18 protein-coding genes and 1 tRNA gene are annotated in these 22,183 nt (G+C 72.4%); 8 read left to right on the plus strand and 11 right to left on the minus strand.

The features are described from left to right. Nucleotides 1-14: 14 nt before the first annotated feature. The gene (locus Bra3105_RS00425) at nucleotides 15-1,049 is read left to right on the plus strand and encodes an SDR family oxidoreductase (protein WP_228358150.1); all 1,035 of its coding nucleotides are present in this window, start codon (nucleotides 15-17) and stop codon (nucleotides 1,047-1,049) included. On the opposite strand, the gene Bra3105_RS00430 is transcribed toward Bra3105_RS00425, so the two are convergent. Continuing rightward, on the minus strand, nucleotides 1,039-2,028 hold the full coding sequence (locus Bra3105_RS00430) for a DNA-formamidopyrimidine glycosylase family protein (RefSeq protein ID WP_228358151.1): 990 nt from the start codon (nucleotides 2,026-2,028) through the stop codon (nucleotides 1,039-1,041). The two genes, Bra3105_RS00425 and Bra3105_RS00430, sit on opposite strands and share 11 nt — an antisense overlap. Then, nucleotides 2,028-6,875: an ATP-dependent helicase gene (locus Bra3105_RS00435; RefSeq protein WP_228358152.1), complete on the minus strand. Its 4,848-nt coding sequence runs from the start codon at nucleotides 6,873-6,875 to the stop codon at nucleotides 2,028-2,030. Before Bra3105_RS00435 ends, Bra3105_RS00430 begins: the two co-directional genes overlap by 1 nt. 209 nt (nucleotides 6,876-7,084) lie before the next feature. Between Bra3105_RS00435 and Bra3105_RS00440 the strand changes: the two genes are divergently transcribed. Both Bra3105_RS00440 and Bra3105_RS00445 read left to right on the plus strand, forming a co-directional pair. After that, entirely contained in the window at nucleotides 7,085-7,711 is a 627-nt protein-coding gene (locus tag Bra3105_RS00440; protein WP_228359569.1) for a superoxide dismutase, read from the plus strand. A 352-nt stretch (nucleotides 7,712-8,063) separates the two neighbouring features. Next, nucleotides 8,064-8,648: a single-stranded DNA-binding protein gene (locus Bra3105_RS00445; RefSeq protein ID WP_228358153.1), complete on the plus strand. Its 585-nt coding sequence runs from the start codon at nucleotides 8,064-8,066 to the stop codon at nucleotides 8,646-8,648. A gap of 25 nt (nucleotides 8,649-8,673) precedes the next feature. Here the strand turns inward: Bra3105_RS00445 and Bra3105_RS00450 are convergent, their stop codons facing one another. Further along, a complete protein-coding gene (locus Bra3105_RS00450) occupies nucleotides 8,674-9,219 on the minus strand; it encodes a PPA1309 family protein (protein WP_200501024.1) in 546 nt (181 codons plus the stop codon). A gap of 146 nt (nucleotides 9,220-9,365) precedes the next feature. On the opposite strand from Bra3105_RS00450, the gene Bra3105_RS00455 reads away from it, so the two are divergent. Beyond that, nucleotides 9,366-12,506, plus strand: coding sequence for a UPF0182 family membrane protein (locus Bra3105_RS00455; RefSeq protein ID WP_228358154.1), 3,141 nt, complete (start codon nucleotides 9,366-9,368; stop codon nucleotides 12,504-12,506). Nucleotides 12,507-12,694: 188 nt separating this feature from the next. Further along, nucleotides 12,695-12,768: transfer RNA gene (locus tag Bra3105_RS00460), tRNA-Met, on the plus strand. Nucleotides 12,769-12,854: 86 nt separating this feature from the next. Here Bra3105_RS00460 and Bra3105_RS00465 read toward each other — a convergent pair. Then, a complete protein-coding gene (locus Bra3105_RS00465; RefSeq protein ID WP_228358155.1) occupies nucleotides 12,855-13,742 on the minus strand; it encodes an alpha/beta fold hydrolase in 888 nt (295 codons plus the stop codon). Between the two features lie 113 nt (nucleotides 13,743-13,855). Between Bra3105_RS00465 and Bra3105_RS00470 the strand changes: the two genes are divergently transcribed. Next, nucleotides 13,856-14,497 carry an SGNH/GDSL hydrolase family protein gene (locus Bra3105_RS00470; protein ID WP_228358156.1) on the plus strand — a complete coding sequence of 214 codons (642 nt, stop codon included), beginning with the start codon at nucleotides 13,856-13,858 and terminating at the stop codon, nucleotides 14,495-14,497. A 15-nt stretch (nucleotides 14,498-14,512) separates the two neighbouring features. On the opposite strand, the gene Bra3105_RS00475 is transcribed toward Bra3105_RS00470, so the two are convergent. The 6 genes from Bra3105_RS00475 to Bra3105_RS00500 form a co-directional block, all read right to left on the minus strand. Next, nucleotides 14,513-15,301, minus strand: a complete 789-nt coding sequence (locus Bra3105_RS00475) for a calpain family cysteine peptidase (protein ID WP_228358157.1) — start codon at nucleotides 15,299-15,301, stop codon at nucleotides 14,513-14,515. A gap of 16 nt (nucleotides 15,302-15,317) precedes the next feature. Continuing rightward, nucleotides 15,318-16,538, minus strand: a complete 1,221-nt coding sequence (locus tag Bra3105_RS00480; protein WP_228358158.1) for a pyrophosphate--fructose-6-phosphate 1-phosphotransferase — start codon at nucleotides 16,536-16,538, stop codon at nucleotides 15,318-15,320. A gap of 139 nt (nucleotides 16,539-16,677) precedes the next feature. After that, on the minus strand, nucleotides 16,678-17,469 hold the full coding sequence (locus tag Bra3105_RS00485; protein WP_228358159.1) for an inositol monophosphatase family protein: 792 nt from the start codon (nucleotides 17,467-17,469) through the stop codon (nucleotides 16,678-16,680). A 69-nt stretch (nucleotides 17,470-17,538) separates the two neighbouring features. Further along, the gene (rsgA, locus tag Bra3105_RS00490) at nucleotides 17,539-18,582 is read right to left on the minus strand and encodes a ribosome small subunit-dependent GTPase A (RefSeq protein ID WP_228358160.1); all 1,044 of its coding nucleotides are present in this window, start codon (nucleotides 18,580-18,582) and stop codon (nucleotides 17,539-17,541) included. Continuing rightward, nucleotides 18,579-19,901: a 3-phosphoshikimate 1-carboxyvinyltransferase gene (gene aroA, locus Bra3105_RS00495; protein ID WP_228358161.1), complete on the minus strand. Its 1,323-nt coding sequence runs from the start codon at nucleotides 19,899-19,901 to the stop codon at nucleotides 18,579-18,581. The genes rsgA and aroA overlap by 4 nt, the downstream gene beginning before the upstream one ends. Nucleotides 19,902-19,904: 3 nt before the next feature. Beyond that, nucleotides 19,905-20,558: a hypothetical protein gene (locus Bra3105_RS00500; protein ID WP_228358162.1), complete on the minus strand. Its 654-nt coding sequence runs from the start codon at nucleotides 20,556-20,558 to the stop codon at nucleotides 19,905-19,907. Between the two features lie 380 nt (nucleotides 20,559-20,938). Here Bra3105_RS00500 and Bra3105_RS00505 point away from each other — a divergent pair, with 380 nt between their 5' ends. Both Bra3105_RS00505 and rsrA read left to right on the plus strand, forming a co-directional pair. Next, entirely contained in the window at nucleotides 20,939-21,580 is a 642-nt protein-coding gene (locus tag Bra3105_RS00505) for a sigma-70 family RNA polymerase sigma factor (protein ID WP_228358163.1), read from the plus strand. Further along, the gene (gene rsrA / locus Bra3105_RS00510; RefSeq protein ID WP_200501008.1) at nucleotides 21,577-21,900 is read left to right on the plus strand and encodes a mycothiol system anti-sigma-R factor; all 324 of its coding nucleotides are present in this window, start codon (nucleotides 21,577-21,579) and stop codon (nucleotides 21,898-21,900) included. The genes Bra3105_RS00505 and rsrA overlap by 4 nt, the downstream gene beginning before the upstream one ends. Before the next feature lie 170 nt (nucleotides 21,901-22,070). On the opposite strand, the gene Bra3105_RS18625 is transcribed toward rsrA, so the two are convergent. Continuing rightward, nucleotides 22,071-22,145, minus strand: coding sequence for a 50S ribosomal protein bL37 (locus Bra3105_RS18625; RefSeq protein ID WP_370645926.1), 75 nt, complete (start codon nucleotides 22,143-22,145; stop codon nucleotides 22,071-22,073). Between the last annotated feature and the right edge of the window lie 38 nt (nucleotides 22,146-22,183).

The following is a 22,183-nucleotide window of genomic DNA, read 5'->3' on the forward strand; positions in this document are numbered from 1 at the left end:
CCTCGGAGGCACCCATGCCAGCGCAGCGCATCCTCGTCACCGGCGGCTCCGGCTTCATCGCCGGCCATTGCCTCCTGCAACTGCTCGAGGAGGGGTACCGGGTCCGCGCCACCATGCGCTCCCTCGAGAAGGAGGCGCGCGTGCGCTCCGATCTCGAGGCGGCCGGCCTCACCCGCGGCGAGGACCTCGAGTTCGCCGCGGCGGATCTGACCTCCGACGACGGCTGGGCGCGCGCCCTGGACGGCGTCGACGCCGTGCTCCACGTCGCCTCCCCGGTCATGCCCGGCCATGTGGAGGACGAGGCGCAGCTCGTGGCCACGGCCCGCGAGGGCACCCTGCGCGTGCTGCGCGCCGCCCGCGACGCTGGGGTGCAGCGCGTGGTCCTCACCTCCGCCTTCCACGCCGTGAGCTGGGGGCACGCCGACACGGGCCGGATCTTCACCGAGGAGGACTGGACGGTGCTCGACGGCCCAGGGGCCGACGCCTACGCCCGCTCGAAGACCCTCGCCGAGCAGGCCGCTTGGGAGTTCGCCCGCAGCGAGCCGGACGCGCCGGAGCTCGTGACCATGCTGCCGGTCGCCGTCATGGGCCCGCTGCTGAGCACGGGAGCCTCGGGCGCCAACCACGTGGTCCTGAGCCTCCTGCAGGGCGCCATCCCCGCGAGCCCGCACCTGTTCTTCCCGATCGTCGACGTGCGCGACGTCGCCCGAGCCCATGTGCTCGCGCTGCAGACCCCATCGGCCGCGGGCCAGAGGTACCTGCTGTCCGACGGACCGGCACTGGAGATGCAGGAGGTCGCGCGGATCCTGCGCGAGCACCTCGGGGAGGCCGCCGGGAAGGTCCCCTCGCGCTCACTCCCGAACGCGGTGATGCGGGTCGCGGGACTGTTCTCCCGCCAGATGCGCGCCATCGTCGCTGACCTGGACGTCGCCAAGCGCGCCTCCCACGAGAAGGCGGCCCGCGAGCTCGGCTGGGAGCCGCGTCCCGCGCAGGACGCGATCCTCGACGCCGGGCGCAGCATGATCTCCCAGGGGCTCGTCAGGCCCTGAACCCGCGTCCCGAGGGCCTTCGTGGACCGGTCGCGGCTCCCTGTCCTTTCTTCTCCCTCTGTTCAGTGGCACAGGCCTGGCAGCGCGGGCACACGAAGATCACGCGTCCCTCGGAGCCCTCGATCTCCGGTTCGAGCAGCTCACCGCGCTGGATGCGTGCGCCGCAGCGGCGGCAGGGCTCCCCGGCGCGTCCGTAGACCCACAGGTCGCCGCGCCGGCCCATCATCCCGCCGGTCGTCATCCGCACCGCGCGGCTTGTGTTCACCGTGAGCAGGCGCTGGGCGAGATCGACCATGCCGGGCAGGTCCGCGACCTCGCGCAGCGGGGCCGAGGGGTGGATCCGATGCAGGAAGCACAGCTCGCAGCGATAGATGTTGCCGATTCCGGCGAGGTTCCGCTGATCCAGGAGGGCGAGCCCGACGGGCCGCTCGGGGCGCGCCCGCAGATTTTCGAGCGCCCGCGCACGCAGCTGTTCGGACCAGTCGGGGTCGAGCAGGTCGGGGCCCAGGTGGCCGATGAGCTCGTCCTCATCCGCCGTGCGCACCAGTCGCACCTGCTTCACGTCGTACCCGACCGCACGGACTTCGCGGCCGTCGTCCCGGATCGCCTCGAGCACGACGCGGGCGGTGTGCCGGGGACGCGGGCCGGCGCTCGTGTCGCTCGAGCGCAGGGAGACCCCGTCGACGTGCCAGATCCCGTCCATCATCAGGTGGCTGTGCAGGGTCAGCGGCTCTGCCGTTCGGGTGGACGTGCCCGGATGAGTGGACGTGCCCGGGCTCGTGGGCGCGCCCGGACCGGCGGGCGGGAGCAGCCGCAGCAGCAGGTGCTTGCCGCGCGGGACCACCTCGCTCACGGTCCATCCGCGCAGGTCCGCGGTCGCGGCGCTCGGCACCCGCAGGTCGCTGCGGGTGATCTCGGCGCCGGCGAGGGCCTCGTGCAGGATCCGACACTGGCGGAAGACGGTATCGCCCTCGGGCATCAGCGGCCTCCCGCGCGCAGGCGCAGCGACCGCGGGGAGCGGTAGCAGCCGGAGTCGACGAGCGCCCGGGTCACATGGGCGACCTCTGCGTCCTCGAGCCCGTGCCCGACGATCCGCTCCACCTGCAGCTGCGGCAGCAGGGAGTCGTCGCGGATCGCGCGGGCGAGCTGCTCGGCCACCAGCGGCGTGGCGTCCTCGTCGGCCCACCACAGCAGGCTCTTCCCGCCGCGCTCCACGAACGCGGCGACCTCGCCGTCGACGAGGACGACGAGCGTCCCGGCGCGGCGCGCCGGTCGCGCGGTCGTCCCCTCGGGCGGGGCGATCGGCAGGGCCGGCCAGGGCAGGGCGGCGCCATAGGGGTTCGCCGGATCGGTCGCGGCGAGCACGAGGGTCGAGGGCCCGGCACCGTCCTCGCGCGCATCCGGGACCGCGTGCCGCCGCGCCTCCGCCTCGTGCTCGCGGTCGCGCAGCAGGTCCACGGCCTCCACGGGCGCGAACTGCGAGGCGCCGAGGCCGTCCACGAAGTAGCCGCGTCGACAGCTGCCGGCCTCCTCGAGCGCCGAGAGAACCCGATAGACACCCGCGAAGGAGCCGGGCACGTCCTCGACGTCCATCGCTCCGCGGGTGAGGACGCCGTGGCGGTCGAGCAGCAGCGTCGCGAGCGCCGCGGACCGGGCCGAGGGCTCGACCGCCTCGACCCGCAGCGCCGACCAGCGCCCCGCGCCGACCGGGCCTGTGACCAGCTGCGACGGCTCGGCGGCGCCCTGTCGCATCATGGCCGCCGAGAGCCGCGCCGCGCCGCGCCGGGTGAGCGGACGCGAGCGGCCCGAGCGGCCGGCGCCTCCGGAGCGCCCCGCGCCGCGGGACGGTGCGGGACCCAGCGCATAGGTCCGCAGCGCCCCGAAGGAGTCGTTGGTGACGAGACCGGCGAAGGCGAGGTCCCAGAGGGCCTCGTGCACGTCCTGCGGGCGGGCGGCCTCGCCCGCCTCGTCCCCTGCGTCGCTCGCGAGCGCGGTGAGGATCTCGCCGTGGCGCAGCGCGCCCGGGGTCGCGCGCAGCAGCGCGAGCACGCGGGCGGGCAGCGATCCCTCGACGAGCGCGGCCGCTGCCTCCTCGAGGGCACCCGCATCCAGGCCCAGGGGGAGCGCGTCGGCCAGATGGAGGCGCACCCACCCGTCGGCCGACCCGAGCCGGCCGTGCCCGGACCAGACCACCTCGCCGGAGGCGAAAGCGGCGTCGAGGACGGCGGGGGAGAAGTCCGGCAGGCGCGCGGGAAGGATCTGGGTCTCCCAGGCGCTCAGCGGCAGCGAGACCCCCGCGAGCTGGTCGATCACCGAGAGCAGGCCATCGGCCCCGCGCCAGTCGGCCCGGGCCCGGCGCCCGTCCGGGCGCCGCGCCGGCAGGTGCTGCCAGTCGGAGAGGAAGCGCGCATAGACGGGGTGGGGGACGGGGGCGATGTCCTTGCGCGAGGCGGCCAGGGAGGCGCGGCGGATGCGCCGCAGCATCTGGGCGTCCACCCACTCCTCGCCCTCGCGGCCGGGGGTGAACTCGCCCTGCTGGAGGATCCGCTCGGCGGTGAGCTGCTCGAGCGCCGTGCGCGCGACCCCGGGTGCCAGGTCGAAGGCGTCGACGAGGTCCGACGGGGCGAAGGGGCCGCGGCTGCGCGCCCATCGCGAGACGAGATCCGCGACCGCCCGCGGCACGGCGGCCAGGTGCGCCTCGGGGATCCCGGGCGGCAGCGCGGCCCCGAGCGCGTCGCGCAGGAGTCCCGTGTCCTCGATCGCGGCCAGGTGCTCGACGCCGCCGATGCGCACGGCGACGGCGCGGCGCGCGTCGACCAGCTCGCGGCCGATCTCGGCGGCGCGGTCCGCCGCGCGGTCCCCCGCGGGGTCGTCCGTCTCGCCGAGCCGCGCGGCGATCTGCGCGAGCGTGAGCGGGCCGAGGCGGCGCAGGGCGTCGGCCGCGTCCTCGGCGCCGCGCAGCGGACGCTCCCCGTCGAGGCCCTGCGCGCGGCGCTCGACGTCCTCGATCACGCGCGCGTCGAGCAACTCGCGCAGGCTCACGCTGCCCAGCAGCTCGGCGAGCAGCGACTGATCCAGGGCGAGGGCGGCGGTGCGGCGCTCGGCGAGCGGGGCGTCGGTGTCGTAGATGAACTGGGCGAGGTAGCCGAACAGCAGGGACCGCGCGAAGGGCGAGGGGGAGTCCGTCTCGACCTCCCGCACCTGCACGCGGCGCCCGGCGACCCCGCGCATGAGCTCGACGAGGGCGGGGAGGTCGTAGACGTCCTGCAGGCACTCCCGCGCCGCCTCGAGCATGATCGGGAACTGCGGATAGGGGCGGGCCACCTCGAGCAGGTGGCCGGCCCTCTGGCGCTGCTGCCACAGCGGCGCCCGCGAGCGCGGGTCGCGGCGCGGCAGCAGCAGGGCCCGGGCAGCGCACTCGCGGAACCGGGCGGCGAACAGGGCGGAGGTGCCGACGAGCCGCCGCACCTCCTCCTCGATCTCCTCGGGCGTGAACACGAACAGGTCCGCCCCGGGAGGCTCCTCGCCGTGGGGGATGCGCAGGACGATGCCGTCGTCGGCCGCCATCACCTGGCCGTCCAGCCCGTACCGCTCCTCGACGCGGGCGCCGACGGCGAGGGCCCACGGCCCGGTGATCCGCTGGCCCAGCGCGCAGTGCAGGACCACCCGCCAGTCGCCGAGCTCGTCGAGGAAGCGCTCGATCACCAGCTGGTTCGGGCCGGGGACGACCCCGGTGGCCTGCTGCTGCTCGGCGAGATGGTCGACGACGGCGCCGCGCGCGTTCTCGTCGAGGCCGAGGGAGCCCAGGCGCTCGCGGGCGGTCTCGTCCGGGAGGGCCGCGAGCTCGGCCTGCATGCTCGCGATCGCACGGCCCAGGGTCGCCGGCCGTCCGGCCCCCTCGCCGTGCCAGAAGGGGATGCGGCCGGTGAGGCCGAAGGCGGGGGAGACGGTGACGCGGTCGGCGGTGATCTCCTCGATCCGCCAGCTCGAGGTGCCCAGCGTGATGACGTCCCCGCGGCGGGACTCGTAGACCATCTCCTCGTCGAGCTCGCCCACCCGGCGCGGCTGGGTGTCCCCCTCGGCCGCGACCAGGTGCACCGGGTAGAGGCCCCGGTCGGGGATGGTGCCGCCGCTGGTGACGACGAGCCGCTGCGCACCGGGCCGGGCCTGCAGGGTGCCGGACTCGTGGTCGTGCACCAGCCGCGGCCGCAGCTCCGAGAAGGCGGTCGAGGGGTACCGGCCGGCGAGCAGATCGATCGTCTGGTCGTAGGCCGATCGCGGCAGCGAGCGGTAGGGATGGGCCTCGCGGACCAGGTCGAACCAGTCCTCGACGTCCAGGTCCTCCGCGAGGGCCGCCGAGAGGGTGTGCTGGGCGAGCACGTCCAGGGCGTTGCGGGGCACCGCGAGCGGCTCGATGCGCCCCTCGACGGCCTCGTGCACGGTGACCGCCGCGCGCAGCACGTCGGAGGCATGCAGGGGATGGAGGATCCCCTGCGAGGTCGCGCCGACGTCGTGCCCGGCCCGGCCGATGCGCTGCAGAAGGCTCGAGACGCTGAACGGCGTCTCCACCTGGATCACCAGGTCCACCGACCCCATGTCGATGCCGAGCTCGAGGGAGGACGTCGCCACCACGCAGCGCAGCGCCCCGGACTTCAGCTGGTCCTCGATGCTCGCGCGGATCTCCTTGGACATCGAGCCGTGGTGCGCACGGGCCACGTCCTCGATCTCGTCGGGGGAGACGGCGAGGTCCTCGGGTGCGCGGGCCACGAGATCGGAGTCCGCCTCGGCCCCGAGCACGCGGGCCGCCTCGTCGCCGACGACCTGCCTGCGGTGCAGGGTGTTGAGCTTCGACGTGAGGCGCTCGGCCTGGCGGCGGGAGTTCGTGAACACGATCGTCGAGCGATGGGCGAGGACCTCCGCGAGCACGGCCCGCTCCACGTGCGGCCAGATCGTCCCCGAGACGTCGTCCTCGTCGACCGCGTCCGCGGGCGGGTCGATCGCGGACAGGTCCGGCACGGGCAGGCGCACGCCGATGTCCCAGGTCTTGGCCGACGGCGGACGCACCACCTGCACCTCCCCGCCCCGTCGGCCCGCCCCGCCGAGGAACGCGGCGACCTCGTCGACCGGCTCCACGGTCGCCGAGAGCCCGATCCTCTGCGCGGGATGCTCGAGCATCGCGTCGAGCCGCGCGAGGGAGAGCGCGAGGTGCACGCCGCGCTTGGTGCCCGCGACCGCGTGGACCTCGTCGACGATCACGGTGCGCACGCCGGCGAGGGTCTCGCGCGCGGACGAGGACAGCATGAGGAACAGCGACTCAGGGGTCGTGATGAGGATGTCCGGCGGGCGGGTGAGCAGACGCCGCCTCTCGGCGGGCGGGGTGTCCCCCGTGCGCACGCCCACCCGCAGCTCACGGTGCTCGAGCCCGAGGCGCTGTGCGGCGCGCATCGTCCCCACCAGCGGGGACGTGAGGTTCCGCTCGACGTCGACGCCGAGCGCCTTGAGCGGGGAGAGGTAGAGGACGGAGGTGGTCCCGAGTCGCTCGTCGCGGCCGAAGGCGAGATCGTCGATCGCGGTGAGGAAGGCGGCCAGGGTCTTGCCCGATCCGGTCGGGGCGACCACGAGCGTGTCCTCGCCGCGGCCGATCGCGTCCCAGGCGCCCTGCTGTGCGGGCGTGGGCGCTGCGAACGCCTCGGAGAACCAGGCGCGGGTCGCGGGCGAGAAGCGCTCGGGCACCGCAGAGGCGGCCGACGCCGGGGCGAGGTCCGTCCCGGGATCGGTCCCCGTGCCGGAGCCGCTGCCCCGATCAGCACCTTGTGCGCTCGCCATCGGGCCATTCTCGCAAGGCGGTCCGACGAACGGGGCCGGGCGTCGGAGACGGGTCGGCGCGCGCACGGCTGACCCGTGGCTGCGGCCGCGTCGACAGCGGATCCTGTGTGAACGCGTCCTGCCCGCATGCAGTGCCGACGTGGCAGGATGGAGGACACGGCGGGACCCGTCTGCGGTCCCCGCGACCTCGAATGGAAGGGATGAACCTCATGGCGGAGTACACGCTTCCCGATCTCGACTATGACTACGCGGCGCTGGAGCCCCATATCTCGGGCCGGATCATGGAGCTGCACCATGACAAGCACCATGCGACGTACGTGAAGGGCGCGAACACGGCGCTGGAGAAGCTGGCGGCGGCGCGCGAGGCGAACGATTTCGGTTCGATCAACCAGCTGTCCAAGGACCTGGCGTTCAACCTGGGTGGTCACACGAACCACTCGATCTTCTGGAAGAACCTCTCCCCGGAGGGTGGGGACAAGCCCACCGGTGAGCTGGCGAGCGCGATCGATGAGTACTTCGGGTCGTTCGATGCGTTCCAGGCGCAGTTCACGGCGGCGGCCCTGGGGATCCAGGGGTCGGGCTGGGCGATCCTGGCGTACGAGCCGATCGAGGGGAACCTGGTGATCGAGCAGTTCTACGATCAGCAGAACGGGATCCCGGTCGCGACGGTGCCGCTGTTCCAGCTGGACATGTGGGAGCACGCGTTCTACCTGGATTACCAGAACGTGAAGGCTGATTATGTGAAGGCGATCTGGAACATCGTGAACTGGGCAGATGTCCAGGCGCGGTTCGAGAACGCGCGCAGCACGAAGGGCCTGGTCAACCCCGGCGCCTGAGCGCCACGACCCACCTGACCCGCTGACCCCCGCGCGGGCGCCCGAGCACCGGCGCTGCGTCTGTGGGCGAGCGATCAGCTCGACCGGCGGTCGACTCCTCATGAGGAGTCGGCCGCCGGTCTCTTCATGTCTCGTGGACTCGGCGGGGCCGGGCGGAGGCACCGATGCGCCGGACGCCGCCCCACCCGCTCACGGCACGGCGTTCGCGCCGCGACCCCGCGGGTCCTCCCCAGCGTCGGTTTTCCCCATTCCTGCCGCGTCCTTGGCGGACGGCGCCGCCGCTGGGAACTCTGGGGGAGTCGGCAGAGGGCCGACGGCGGGCCGAGCCCCGCCTCTGAGGAAGGAACCCGCCATGAGCATGAGGGATGTCTACGTCACCGTCCGCGGCAACGCCACGAGCGACGCCCACGTCACGAACAACCAGAGCGAGCCGACCGTGATGGTGCGGATCGCCGTGAACCGCCGCTACTACGACAAGGGGACCGACGACTTCAAGGACGCCGCCACCCCGGACTTCTTCAACATCTACGGCACCAAGGCGCTGGGCAGGAACATGCTGCGCTCGGTGAAGAAGGGCGACCCGGTTATCGCGACCGGCCGCCTCAGCTATTCCGAGTGGACATGGGAGGACGGCTCCGAGGGTCGCAGCATGCAGGTGCGCGCGGATGCGGTGGGCCACGATCTCGTGTTCGGCACCACGCACATGACGCGCGCACAGCGACACGACGATCCGCCGGTCGACGTCACCACCGGAGAGGTCTTCCCCGATGGGCAGCACTCCCTGGTGCGGCCCCTCGGCGGGGTCGTGGGCGACGACGGGGACGATGCGCCCGCCGTCACGCAGCCCGAGGGCTCCTCGGACGGCGCAGGGCCGGAGGAGGACGAGAGCAGGCAGCTCGCCGGTCAGGGAGCGGGTGGCGCCGACGCTCCGTTCTGAACCGGGTCCCCGCAGCGGACCGGGCTCACTCCTCCCCGGTGACGGCCTCGCGGATCGCCGCGACGACATCGGGGAGGAGCTGCGCGCCGAGCGTGACCTCCTTGTGGCCCTCGCGGCGCACCGCGCAGAACATGGTGCCGTCCTCGAGGGCGGCGACCGCCGCGCGCATGCTGCCGGCGCCCGTGGGGAGCGAGTCCTCGGGGGCGCGCTCCTCGCGCTGCGCGGCGCTCAGGTCGAAGCACGCGGCAAGACCCGTGATGCCCTCGGGCCACGCGAGGGCCGAGAGCGAGGAGAGGGGATCGGAATCCGCGGGCACGTCGTCGAGCTCGACGGGGGTGAGGTGCCTGGAGTCCTGGGCCAGGCTCAGCGCCACGTCATCGCCCAGCAGCGCCGCGAGCCCCGGCTGCTCGGCCAGCAGCTGAGCGCTGCGCAGGAGGGCGAACCAATGGACGCGCTCGAGCGTCGGCTCCTCGAGGTGGCGCAGCACCTCCAGGAGCACGCCGGCCAGGGCCGCCTGCGCGGGGTCGAGGTCGTCGTGCGGGGCATCGGCCCCACGGGGAGTCTCACTCATCACAATCCTTCCAGGGGAGACCTGGCAAGATGGGAGGGCCACCGTTGCACGCGGTCGGCCACACACTGTATCCGGAGCGGCGTCTCCTCCACCCGGCGATGAAGCCCCGGTGCGGTGTTCATCCCACGACTCTCCCAGAGGACCCCGTGAGCTTCTCCGCACCGCTCGGCGACCAGCCCCGACCCCGACCACAGCCGGCCGGTGCCGGTTCGTCGGGGAGGCGTCGCCGCATCTCCCCGCTCTCGATCACGATCGGCGTGCTCGCGCTCATCGTGATCCTCCTGCTGATCGCCTCCGCGGTATGGACCAGATTCCTCTGGTTCGACCAGATCGGCTTCACCGACGTGCTCACCACGCGCTGGCTGACGCAGGGGCTCCTGTTCCTGATCGGCTTCCTGGTGTTCGCGGTGCCGCTGTTCTTCTCCCTGCGCCTGACCTACACGCGCCGGCCGGTCTACCCGCCGGTGACGCGCGAGCAGGAGGCCATGGAGCAGTTCCGCGCGGCCGTGGACCCGCTGCGCCGCGGCATCACGATCGTCGCGCCCATCGTCATCGGCGCCTTCGCCGGTCTCGCCGCGACCCGACGCTGGCAGGACGTGCAGCTGTTCCTGCACCCCCAGTCCTACGGCAGCACCGACGCGGTGTTCGGCCTGGACGTCGGCTTCTACGTGTTCACGCTGCCGGTGATCACGATGATCATCTCGTTCCTGCAGTTCATGGTGCTGGTCTCCGCGGTCGCGGCCGTGGCCGGGCACTTCGTGTACGGCGGGATCAGCTGGACGCAGGAGAGCGGCCTCGAGGTCACCACGACGGCGCGACGCCACCTCGGGATCCTCGCCGCCGTCTACGTGCTGCTGCTGGGCGTGGGCCACTGGTTCCACCGCTACGGCATGCTCACCGGCGAGCACGACCGCTTCGACGGCGCCTCCTACACGGACGTCCACGCGATCCTGCCCGCCCAGACGATCCTCGCGATCGCCGCGGTCATCGTCGCGGCCCTCTTCGTGCTCTGGATCTGGCGGGCCGACTGGCGGATCCCCGCCGTCGGCGCAGGCCTCATGGTGCTCTCCACCCTCGTGGTGGGCACCGCCTACCCGTGGGCCATCCAGCAGTTCAAGGTGACCCCGAATGAGCGCGCCCTCGAGCAGCCCTACATCCAGCGCAACATCGAGGCGACGCGCACCGCGTGGAACGTCGACGACGTCACCGAGACCTCGTACTCCGCGTCCACCACGGCCGAGGCGGGCGCGCTGCGCGAGGACGCCGACACCACCGCGCAGATCCGTCTGCTGGACCCCTCGATCGTCTCCCCGACGTTCGAGCAGCGCGAGGCGAATCGCCAGTACTGGGGCTTCGACCAGGTGCTCAGCGTGGACCGCTACACGATCGACGACCGCCTCCAGGACACCGTGATCGGTGTGCGCGAGCTGCGGCCGGACAAGTTCAACCTCGACAGCCGCGGCTGGGTCAACCGGCACATCGTCTACACGCACGGCTACGGCCTCGCCGCCGCCTACGGCAACCAGCGCAACTCCGACGGCGAGCCCGACTTCCTGCAGTCCGGCGTCCCCGGCAAGGGCGAGCTGGGCGACTTCGAGGAGCGCGTCTACTTCGGCCGCCACTCCCCGGACTACTCGATCGTCGGCGGACCCGAGGGCTCGGAGCCCGAGGAGTTCGACTACCAGACCGGGACCGACGAGAAGAACGAGGGCGCCCAGCACAACAACACCTTCACCGGTGACGGCGGACCGAAGGTCGGCAGCTTCTTCAACCGCCTGCTGTACGCGATCAAGTTCCGCGACCCCAACATCGTCATCTCCAGCTACGTCAACTCCGACTCGCAGATCCTCTACGACCGTCAGCCGCAGGAGCGCGTGAAGGAGGTCGCGCCGTTCCTGCAGCTGGACTCCGAGATGTACCCGGCGGTCGTGGACGGGCAGATGGTGTGGGTGATCGACGGCTACACGACCACCGACGCCTACCCGTACTCGACGAAGCAGAACCTGGACTCCGCCACGGTCGACTCCAAGACCGCCGAGGAGGACGCGAGCGACAACTACCGGGACGCGCACGCCAACTACATGCGCAACTCGGTGAAGGCCACCGTCAACGCCTTCGACGGCAGCGTGAACCTGTACACCTGGGACACCGAGGACCCGATCCTCAAGTCGTGGCAGCAGGTGTTCCCGGACTCGCTGAAGCCCGCCTCGGAGATCTCCGGCGACCTCATGAGCCATCTGCGCTACCCGGCCGACTACTTCAAGGCCCAGCGCGAGATCCTCGCGAAGTACCACGTCACGGAGGCCGACGAGTTCTTCGGCCAGCAGGACTTCTGGCAGGTCTCACCGGACCCGACGGCGAAGGCATCGACCAACGCCGACGGCTCCAAGGGCACGCAGGCCCCGCAGCCGCCGTACTACCTCACGATGCAGATGCCGGGGGAGGAGTCCCCGCGCTTCACGCTGTCCTCGAACTACATCCCGTATCAGGGGCAGAGCGGGCAGAACGTGATGACGGGCCTGCTCGCCGTGGACTCGGAGACGGGGGACAAGGCGGGGAACCCGGCCAAGAGCTTCGGCAAGATGAACCTCCTGGTGCTGCCGACGACGAACCCCGTCAACGGTCCCGGGCAGGTCCAGGCCACCTTCAACGCCGAGCCCAATGTCTCGCAGGCGCTGAACCTGCTGAAGTCGGGAAACTCGGAGGTCATCAACGGCAACCTGCTCACTGTCCCCGTGGGCGGCGGCCTGCTCTACGTCCAGCCCGTCTACATCCAGTCCTCCTCCGCGGGCGGCGGCACCCAGTACCCGCTGCTGCAGATGGTGCTGGTCTCCTTCGGGGACAAGATCGGCTTCGCGCCGACGCTCGACGAGGCGCTCGACAAGGTGTTCGAGGGCGACTCGGGCGCGAACGCGGGCGACGCGAAGGTCCAGAGCGACCAGAGCGATGCGGTCTCGGGGTCCGTGGACACCGAGAGCGGGGAGGCCGACAAGAGCGACGCCTCGGACTCCTCGAAGGATTCTGGCAGCTCCGGCGACGCCGGGTCGGACACGGCCGGCGGCACCGCCCAGCAGCGCCTGGACCAGGCGCTGAAGGACATGGACCAGGCCACGAAGGATGCCGACGCCGCGATGAAGAAGGGCGACTGGAACGCCTACGGCAAGGCGCAGGACGAGCTCTCCGACGCTCTGCAGCGGGCGGTCGACGCCAACAGCGAGCTCGAGGGCTCCGGCTCCGGCGGCGCGGCGAGCGACGGCGGGGGCGCGAGCGATGGCGGCGGGGACTGACCTCGCGACCGTGACCGCGTCGGCCGGACCCGCGCCTGTGGGCCCGGCCGACGTCCTCGCGGATGCTCGCGGCCGCTCCGAGTCCCCTCTGACCAGGGCCATCGGGAGGCGGCGACGTGTCATGGCACACGTTCCCGCCCTCCCGGCTGGACTCCGAATCGGGGGTGTCCTAGAGTTGAACATGTCGCCGCGGGGTGGAGCAGTTCGGTAGCTCGCCGGGCTCATAACCCGGAGGTCGTAGGTTCAAATCCTGCCCCCGCTACGAAGAGAAGGCCCCCGATCCGGAAACGGATCGGGGGCCTTCGGCTTTTCCGGTGCAACGCGGCGCCGGATCACGGGCGCTCGGGTTCAGCGCCCGAGGGTCCGGAGGATCTCCCCGCTCACGACTCGCGGCTCGGTGAGCATGACCAGGTGACCGGAGTCCTGTGCGACCACGAGGCGTCCGCCGGCGGTGCGACCCGCACGCTCGCGGTGCGCCTCGCTCATCTGCGCTCGCACCGAGCGACCCACTCCGGATGCGCTCGCACCGGAGATCACCGTCACCGGGAACCCCTGGTCTCCCGCGGCATCGTCGGCCGCTCCCAGCAGTCGCAGATCCCCGGCCATGTCCGCGCTCTCGGCGAGCTGCGTCCTCACGGCCTGCGGGGTGTACATCTCCGTGCGCGAGTCCGACCGCGCGCGCTCGGGGAGCATCGGGACCGAACGCGCATACATCGGCCCCAGTGCGCCCAGGCGGGCCAAGGGCGGGAACAGCACCGCTTGGAGGGCGTTCAGGCGCGCGAAGCCCGGCGAGAGATAGTAGGAACACAGCTCGTCGGCCGGATCCACGAGCACGAGTGCCCGGACTCGCTCCGGACGCTGCAGCGCGGCGGCGCGCACGATGGGCCCGCCCCAACTGTGGCCGACGAGCACGACACCATGCGCGGCCGTGCTGTGCTCCGCCTCCTCGAGACCGTCCAGGAGCGCATTCAGGTCGCGTGCCAGGTCCTCGAGTCGACGAGAGCCGGGTGCACCAGGGCTGCGGCCCAGTCCGGCACGGTCGTACGAGATGGTGCGCACGGTCCCGGCGAACTCCTGCTGGACGAGCGCCCAGATCGACCGCGTCGAGGCGGCTCCCGCCTCCAGCACGACCGTGGGGCCGCCGCCGGGGACGGGGCCCGTGTCGTCCGCGTGCAGCACCCGATGGGGACCGATCGGGACGTCGAGGCCTCGTGGATCCAGCGGTGCGCACCCCATGAGAGCCTCTCCGACCCGGCGCTGCGCCGAACCTGTCCTCGGCGACCACGCCGGGTGCTCGAGCATATGCGAGAGGACAGGCGCGCGCCCCCGCGTTCTGAGAAGATCAGCCCATGAACGACACCGCCGTCCCCGCCCGCACCCTCCTCTTCATCGGGGACTCGATCACCGACGCCGGACGTCGCGAGGATCCGGAGCACCTCGGGTTCGGATACGTGCGGCTGATCGCCGAGCACTTCTCCGCCCATGAGCCCGATGCGAGGGTGCTGAACACGGGGATCGGCGGGAACCGCGTGCCGGACCTGGTGGCGCGGTTCGGTCCGGACTGCCTGGACCTCGCCCCCGACGTCGTCACCCTCTACGTGGGCGTGAACGACACCTGGCGCCGCTACGACAGCGACGACCCCACCTCCGTGGAGGACTTCGAGGCCGGGTACCGCTATCTGCTCGACCAGCTCTCGGGCGCGCGGCCGGGCGTTCCCGTGCTGCTGATCCTCCCGTTCGTCGCCGACATCGACGAGGAGAAGGCCCGCTACCACGAGGACCTCGCCCCCAAGGTCGCCCGCATCCGGGCGCTCGCCCGCGAGTTCGGCCACCCCGTCGTGGACACCGAGCACCTGCTGGAGCGCGCCTACGCCGCGGGCCACACCCCGGCGACCATCGCCGAGGACGGCGTGCACCCGACGATCGCGGGGCACCGCCTGCTGGCCGACGCCTGGCTCGCGGCCTTCGCGACGGTGGACCCGCGGCGCTGACGCGGCCCGGCCGCCTCAGCGCAGCGGGCGGGCAGTGACGTCGATCGAGAGGAAGCCGCGGCGGAACGTCCGGCGGTCGACGACGAGCAGCTCGTCGGGCCTCCACGGATTGCGCAGCGAGATCTCGCCCGTCGTCCGGTCGCATCCCACGATCGCCATCACGTGGTTCGCCGGCAGCGGCCCGCGCGCCGTGATCACGCGGGGCGAGAGCGGGTGGGTGGAGGCGAGCACGGCGCGTCCCTCGTCGAGCCATCCCCGGAGGCGATCGGGGCGGGGGAGCAACACGTGCGTGCGTGCGGGGATCCCCGTGAGCAGCTGGAGGCCGAACCGCCCGAGCCCCCGACCGAGCAACCGATAGGACCCGGCGACATGGATCGCGGCGGCCTTCTCCACGAGGCCCGGCCACCCCGGTGCGTCACCGGCGCCCCCGGGTGCGGATCCGGACCCAGTCCCGGACCCTGTTCCGGACCCGGACTGGAGCGCGCCCACCCAGCGGCCCCGCGCGTCGACCGGCATCGCCCGATCGACCGCGATGCGCACACGGCCCCCGCGCAGCAGGACCCCGACGCTGCTCGACCCGTCGTGCGCCCTGATCATCCCTGCGATGCGCGCGGGCGCCGCCTCGTGGACCGCGAGCATCGCCGCCGCCACCCAGCAGTCGCCGAACGCGCCCTGGCGCGGGCGGGCGTCGAGGTCCAGCGCGGCGCCGTCGACGCGGAAGCCGACGCCCGCGGGGCCCGAGGACAGCACGCGCGCCCGCCGTGCAGGGACGACGAGCGCGCGCAGCCGGCGGCGCCAGCTCATGGGCGGGAGTGCCTGATCAGTGGGCTTCGACGGGATCGACGTCCTGGCCGATGCGCGCCATGACCTCGCCGAACCAGGGCTGGGAGATGTCGAAGGCCTTGTGGCCGGCGATGCGCTCGAACTCGATCGCGCGCAGCAGATCGCCCCGCTCCTCGTCGTGCCCGATCACGCCGGTGCCGCCCTCGAGGGCGACCTGCACGGCGAGGTCCGTCATAGACTTGATGAGGCGCAGGTCCTCCGCGTTCGCCTTGGCCGAGCGCGAGAAGTAGCCGGACTTCTGCACCATGACCTTCTCCGCGCCCAGGCGCTCCGCGAACTGCTTCGCGAACCACTGGCCGGGGTTGATGGTGTCGAGCTTGACGTGGCCGAAGGGGTCCTTCTCGGGCTCCTCGCCGCGCGCCTGCATCTCGGCGACGATCTCGGGGATGCCCGCACCCTCGGAGAGGAAGATGTTCACGCAGCCGGCCTCGTCCATGACGGCCTTGAGGCGCTCGGCCTCGCCCTCGATGTCGAGCTTCATCTCGGGCAGGAACACGGCGTGCACGTCCCAGCGCTCGGGCGTGTGACCGATGCCGGGCAGCCACTGCTGCTGGGCGTGCCACTGCTGGTAGTACTCGGCGGCCTGCGCCGTGAGGTATCCGCAGGAGCGGCCCATGATCTCGTGGATGATCAGCATGCGCGGGTTCGAGCCGTGCTCCGCGAGGACGTTCTGGGCGAAGACGCTGGTCTGCTCCGCGGCGGTCTTCGCGCCCAGGGACTGGCGGATCGGCACGATGTCGTTGTCGATCGTCTTGGGCAGGCCCACCACCTGCAGGTCGAAGCCGTTCTCGTGGAGATGCTTGGCCAGGTCCGCGGCGGTGGTGTTGGTGTCGTCGCCGCCGATCGTGTGGAGCACGTCCACGCCGTCGGCCTTGAGCTTGTTCGCGGCGACCTCGAGCGCGTCCTCGCCCTCCTGGATGAGGCCGCGCTTCACGAGGTCGGCGGTGTTGGTGAGCTTCACGCGGGAGTTGCCGATGGGGGAGCCGCCGTAGTTGTGCAGGATCCCGGCGTGCTTGCGCACCTCGTCGTCCACGACGATCTTCTCGCCGGAGAGCAGGCCCCAGTAGCCGTGCTTGTAGGCGATGATCTCGACGTCGGGCACGAGCTCGGTGTAGCGCTCGATCAGTCCTCCCACGGCAGAGGAGAGGCAGGGGGCGTAGCCGCCGGCGGTGAGCAGTGCGACGCGCTTGATCGTCATGGGTCAGGTCCTTCGCGGTGTACGTGACGTGCGCGCACGGATACGGACCGCGCAGCGCGTGGACAACACGGCCATCGTATCGGCCGGGTGCGCGGACACGCGCCGGCGGCCCGCGCGTCGGACCCCTCGGCGCGACGCGTCAGTCGCGGGCGGCGAGGGCCTCGAGCGTCTCCTCGTGCAGGTGGCCGTTGGTGGCCACCGCATTGCCGCCGAAGGGGCCGTCCTCGCCGTCGAGCGAGGTGAACCGGCCGCCCGCCTCCGTGACGATCGGGACGAGCGCGGCCATGTCGTGGAGCTTGAGCTCGGGCTCGGTCGCGACGTCGACCGCGCCCTCGGCCAGCAGCATGTACGACCAGAAATCGCCGTAGGCGCGGGTGCGCCAGAAGCGCTGCATGAAGTTGAGCATCTGGGGAAGCCTGTCCAGGTCCGCCCAGCCGTGCAGCGACGAGTAGGACAGCGAGGCGTCCTCGATGGTGCGCACGTCGGAGACCTGCATCTTCGTCGCCGCGTTCAGGCGCGTGCCCGTCCACGCGCCGGTTCCGGAGCCCGCCCACCAGCGGCGCGAGAGCCCGGGCGCGGAGACCAGGCCGACCACCGTCTCGCCGTCCTCGACGAGGCCGATGAGCGTCGCCCACACGGGCACTCCGCGCACGAAGTTCGAGGTGCCGTCGATCGGGTCGATGATCCACTGGCGCGGGGAGTGGCCGGTGGAGCCGAACTCCTCGCCGATCACCTGATCGCGCGAGCGCGAGCGGGCGAGCTGGGCCCGCACGAGCTCCTCCGCCGCGGTGTCCGCGTCGGTGACCTCCGTCAGATCCGGCTTGGTCTCGACCGTGAGGTCCTGCGCCTTGAAGCGGGACATGGTGAGCTGATCGACCGCATCGGCGAGGACATGGGCGAGCCGCAGATCGTCGGCGAATCGAGAGGACATGCGCCCAACCCTACGGCCTGGGCGCGCAGATTCCCGGCACCGCCCATGCCGCGCGCGGGTCCGCCGCGCTCACGCCTCCCAGGGGTCGTTGCGGCGCAGCGCCTCGTCGAGACGGCGGTAGGAGGCCAGGCGCTCCGGGCCGGCCGAGCCCGCGCGCCCCTCCTCGACCGCGGCGTCCAGCGCGCAGTCGGGGGCGTCGGCGGCGTGGGTGCAGCCGCGCGGGCACTCCTCGGCGAGCGGGGCGAGATCGGCGAAGGCCTCGAGCAGCTCCTCGGGGGAGACGTGCCCGAGCCCGAAGGACCGCACGCCCGGGGTGTCGATCACCCATCCGGATTGGTCGGGCAGGCGCAGCGCGAGCGCCGAGGAGGAGGTGTGGCGACCGCGGCCGGTGACGTCGTTGACGTGGCCCGTCGCCCGATCGGCGCCCGGCACCAGGGCGTTCAGCAGGGTCGACTTGCCCACGCCCGAATGGCCGATGAGCACGCTCGTGCGGCCGTGCAGGTGCGCGGCGAGCTCTTCGACGCCCACGACGCGTCCTGCTTCGTCCAGGTGCGTGACCACGTGCTCGACGCCCAGCGGCGCGTACTGGGCGAGGAAGCCGGCGGGGTCGCGCAGGTCGGACTTCGTCAGGCACAGCAGGGCGTCGATCCCGGCGACCCAGGCCGCGACCAGGCAGCGGTCGATCATGCCGCCGCGCGGCTCGGGGTCCGCGAGCGCCGTGACGATCACCATGAGGTCGGCGTTCGCGACCAGCGGGCGCTCCGTCGGGTCGTCGTCGTCGGCGCTGCGCCGGAGGAACGAGGAGCGCTCGTGCACCTTCACGATGCGGGCGAGCGATCCCTCCCTCCCGCTGGTGTCGCCGACCAGTCCCACCACGTCGCCGGGCACGATCGGGGTGCGGCCCAGCTCCCGGGCCCGCATCGCGGTGACCACGTGCTCGTCGGTCGTCCCGGAGCCGACGACGGTGCGCCAGCGCCCGCGATCGACGGCGGTGACGAACGCCGGGACCGCGTCGTCGTGGCTCGGGCGGATCTTCGTGCGCGGCCGCGAGCCGCGGCGATTGGGCCGGATCCGGACGTCGGACTCGTCCAGGTCGCGGATCCGGCGACTCACCGCGCCTCGCCCGCCTCGTCCGTGTGCAGCATGGCCAGCCACATGCCCACGAAGTCCGGGAGGGTCTTCTGGGTGGTGGCGACGTCGACCACGCGCACGTCCGGCACGCGGAGGCCGATGATCGCGCCCGCGGTCGCCATGCGATGGTCCTGGTAGGTCTCGAACTCGCAGCCGGTGAGCGGCCCGGGATGGATCTCGAGGGACCCCTCGTGCTCGACGGTGCGGCAGCCCAGCTTCGAGAGCTCCGTGGCGAGGGCATGGATGCGGTCGGTCTCGTGGCCGCGCAGATGCTTGATGCCGCGCAGATGGCTGGGGGAGTCCGCGAGAGCGGCGAGGGCGGCGATCGTGGGCGTCAGCTCGCCGGTCGCCGAGAGGTCCGCGTCGATCCCGTGGATGACGCCGGTGCCGCGCACGCACACGTCCTCGTCCTCGCGCCAGAACTCCCCGCCCATGCGGGCGAGCAGAGTGCGGAAGGCGTCGCCCGGTTGGTCGGTGCGACGGGGCCAGTCGGCGATCTCGATCTCCCCGCCGGCGACCAGCGCGGCGGCCAGGAACGGGCCCGCGTTGGAGAGGTCGGGCTCGATGCGCACGTCGCCGAAGGCGATCGGCCCGGAGCGGACGGTCCACACGTGGGTGCCGTCGGCTTCCTGGCTGTGGGAGACGTCGATGCCCGCGCGGCGCATCTCCGTCATCGTCATCTCGATGTGGGGGAGCGAGGGCAGGGAGTCCCCGACGTGCCGCACCCGCAGATCCTGCTCGCAGCGCGCGCCGACCAGCAGCAGGTTCGAGATGAACTGGCTCGAGGCCGACGCGTCCACGTCGATGCTCCCGCCGGCCAGGCGCCCGCGTCCGTGGACGACGAACGGCAGGTGCCCGGGCTCGCCCGTCTCGGTGACCTCGACGCCGAGGGACCGCAGCGCCTGGATCGCCGGCCCCATGGGACGCAGCAGCGCCGACTCGTCCCCGGTGAAGGAGACGTCGCCGTGGTGCAGGGCCGCGAGGAGGGGGACGAAGCGCATGACGGTGCCCGCGAGACCCGTGTGGATCTCGACCGGCCCCTCGGCATGCTCCGCGGGCGGTGGGATCGGGGTGACCCTCAGCGCCTCGCCCTCGACGCTCAGGGTCGCCCCCAGGCGCTCGAGGGCGTCGCGCATCAGGCGCGTGTCGCGGGAGACCAGAACCCCCGTGAGCGCGGTCGGGGCGTCGGCGATCGCCGAGAGCATCATCCAGCGGGCCGTGAGCGATTTCGAACCGGGCACGCGCACGAGCGCGTCCACGGGACCGCCCGCGACGGGGGCGGTCCAGGTGACCTCCGACATCGATCAGCCGAGCTGGTCCGCGAGCTTCTCGGTGGACTTCCTGGCCTGCTTGGCGACCTCGTCGGCCTTCTTCGAGGCCTTCTTGCTCAGCTCGTCGGCCTTCTTGCTCGCCTTCTTCGAGAGCGAGCCCGAGGAGCTGCCCGCCTTCTTGGACAGCCGATCGGCCTTCTTCTCGAGATCGCGCTGGGTGGCGGCGGCCTTCTTCTGGCTGCGCTCGACGAACTGGCCCCACTGGTAGCCCAGCGACGGGCGGCCCTCGCGGTCCAGCACCGCGATCATCACGCCGCCCAGCAGGCCGATGTCGGCGAGGATCGACTTGATCTCGTCCATGCGCTCCTCGCCGCGCAGCTGCCAGACCTTCTTGCGCCCGGCCAGGCCCACGCTCGTGGTCACGAGCAGCACGCCGGCGGCGGTGCGGGGCGCCCGGCCCGTCGCGTAGGCGAGGCCCGCGACGGCGGCGACGGCGCCGGTGGCGCGCAGCACGGTGCGGGAGTCGACGAAGGAGGGGGCCGACGAGCTCTCGAGGGCCTTGTCGACCTGGGCGAAGGCGGAGGGCGCGACCTCGATCTCGCGCTCGGGGGAGATCGCGGTGCGCACGCCCTCGAAGATGAAGGGGGCGGCGAGAGCAGGGCGGGCGATGCGGCGGATGAGCGACATGGTGTCCTCACGTCTCGGGTTCGATGGACTCTGCCGGGCGCGGCCCGGCGTTGTGACCAGCCTATCGCGCACCCCGCCCCGTGCGTCCTGCCGCCGGGGAACAGCCGAGCCCCCGTGCGCGTTGCAAGGACCGGACCCTGCGGGGCGTGCCCGAGCGGACGGCCCGACCGCACCGTTCGCACCAGCGCGCTCCGCGCCGCCGGGAGAGGAGAGAGCCGATGACCACGTGCCTGCAGACGCGGCCGCCGTCGGCCACAGTGCCGACCCCGGTGCCGACTGCGTCGGCCTCGCCGCCGGCCGTCCCGTCGGCCCCGCCCCGCCTGCGCGGGACCTCGCGCACGACCGTCCTCGCACCGACCGGTGCCGTACCGTGGAGCCTGATGACCACCACTGATCACGACGGCGACCGAGCCCCCGGCGCCGCCCCCGAGGACACGGCTCCCGAGGACTTCGACTTCGAGGCCGAGGCGCTCGCGCACCTCGACTCGCTCTACGGCGGCGCCCTGCGCATGACCCGCAACCCCCAGGACGCCGAGGACCTGGTCCAGGAGACCTACCTCAAGGCGCTGCGGGCGCGCGACCGCTTCACGCCGGGCACGAACCTGCGCGCCTGGCTGTACCGCATCATGACCAACTCGTACATCTCGTCGTACCGGCAGAAGCAGCGTCGGCCGCGCGAGTCGTGGACCGACGAGGTCGAGGACTGGCAGCTCGCGGAGGTCGAGTCCCATTCGAGCCGCGGTCTGCGCTCGGCCGAGGCCGAGGCGCTGGACCGCCTGCCCGACACCGCGGTGAAGACGGCCCTGCAGGACCTGCGCGAGGACTACCGCATGGCGGTCTACCTCGCCGACGTCGAGGGCTTCGCATACAAGGAGATCGCCGAGATCATGGACACGCCGATCGGCACCGTCATGTCCCGGCTGCACCGCGGACGCCGCCAGCTGCGCGAAGCGCTGAGCGACTACGCGCGCAGCAGCGGGTTCCTGCGGGACGGAGCAGATGACGGGGAGGAGGGACGATGACCGAGGAGCATGACGAGACCCGCCGTGACCTGCGGTTCGGGCTCGAGGAGGCGCTGGACGGCGAGCTCCCTCGCGACGTGGTCGAGCGCATGACGCGCCACGCCGAGGACTGCCCGGAGTGCGCCGACGAGCTCGAGCGCCTGCGCGCCATGAAGGACCTGGTGCGGCGCTGCTGCGCGAAGGACACCGCCCCGCAGACCCTGCGCGAGCGCATCAGCGTGCAGTACCGCAGCGTGGAGTACCAGCGCCTCGAGGTCGAGCACGGGCCCGACGGCGCGACCTTCCGCTCCACCACGGTGCGCCGCGACACCCTGGGCTGACCCGGGCCCCGGGCTTACCGGGCCGAGCGGGGCTGATCCCCACCGCTCTCGGCTGATCCGGCCCCTGACGCGACGAGGCCCCCTCCGGATGGAGGGGGCCTCGTCGATGCTCGGGGTGCTGCGCGTCGGGGCCGACGGATCGGCTCACCCTCACGCTGCGCGAGCGCGCCTCAGGTGTTGGGACGCTTGCCGTGATTGGCGCCGTTCTTGCGACGGGACCGGCGCTTGCGACCGCGCTTGCTCATCACGCTCTCCTTCCTTCGCCCGGACAGACAACCTCAGC

This window comes from Brachybacterium halotolerans subsp. kimchii (assembly GCF_020792675.1).
Classification (GTDB): domain Bacteria; phylum Actinomycetota; class Actinomycetes; order Actinomycetales; family Dermabacteraceae; genus Brachybacterium; species Brachybacterium halotolerans.

What these genes read in the sequence shown, in the direction of transcription:
- Bra3105_RS00425 (WP_228358150.1), top strand. Translation starts at nt 15, where the DNA reads ATGCCAGCGCAGCGCATCCTCGTCACCGGCGGCTCCGGCTTCATCGCC.
- Bra3105_RS00430 (WP_228358151.1), bottom strand. Translation starts at nt 2,028, where the DNA reads ATGCCCGAGGGCGATACCGTCTTCCGCCAGTGTCGGATCCTGCACGAG.
- Bra3105_RS00435 (WP_228358152.1), bottom strand. Translation starts at nt 6,875, where the DNA reads ATGGCGAGCGCACAAGGTGCTGATCGGGGCAGCGGCTCCGGCACGGGG.
- Bra3105_RS00440 (WP_228359569.1), top strand. Translation starts at nt 7,085, where the DNA reads ATGGCGGAGTACACGCTTCCCGATCTCGACTATGACTACGCGGCGCTG.
- Bra3105_RS00445 (WP_228358153.1), top strand. Translation starts at nt 8,064, where the DNA reads ATGAGCATGAGGGATGTCTACGTCACCGTCCGCGGCAACGCCACGAGC.
- Bra3105_RS00450 (WP_200501024.1), bottom strand. Translation starts at nt 9,219, where the DNA reads ATGAGTGAGACTCCCCGTGGGGCCGATGCCCCGCACGACGACCTCGAC.
- Bra3105_RS00465 (WP_228358155.1), bottom strand. Translation starts at nt 13,742, where the DNA reads ATGGGGTGCGCACCGCTGGATCCACGAGGCCTCGACGTCCCGATCGGT.
- Bra3105_RS00470 (WP_228358156.1), top strand. Translation starts at nt 13,856, where the DNA reads ATGAACGACACCGCCGTCCCCGCCCGCACCCTCCTCTTCATCGGGGAC.
- Bra3105_RS00475 (WP_228358157.1), bottom strand. Translation starts at nt 15,301, where the DNA reads ATGAGCTGGCGCCGCCGGCTGCGCGCGCTCGTCGTCCCTGCACGGCGG.
- Bra3105_RS00480 (WP_228358158.1), bottom strand. Translation starts at nt 16,538, where the DNA reads ATGACGATCAAGCGCGTCGCACTGCTCACCGCCGGCGGCTACGCCCCC.
- Bra3105_RS00485 (WP_228358159.1), bottom strand. Translation starts at nt 17,469, where the DNA reads ATGTCCTCTCGATTCGCCGACGATCTGCGGCTCGCCCATGTCCTCGCC.
- aroA (WP_228358161.1), bottom strand. Translation starts at nt 19,901, where the DNA reads ATGTCGGAGGTCACCTGGACCGCCCCCGTCGCGGGCGGTCCCGTGGAC.
- Bra3105_RS00500 (WP_228358162.1), bottom strand. Translation starts at nt 20,558, where the DNA reads ATGTCGCTCATCCGCCGCATCGCCCGCCCTGCTCTCGCCGCCCCCTTC.
- Bra3105_RS00505 (WP_228358163.1), top strand. Translation starts at nt 20,939, where the DNA reads ATGACCACCACTGATCACGACGGCGACCGAGCCCCCGGCGCCGCCCCC.
- rsrA (WP_200501008.1), top strand. Translation starts at nt 21,577, where the DNA reads ATGACCGAGGAGCATGACGAGACCCGCCGTGACCTGCGGTTCGGGCTC.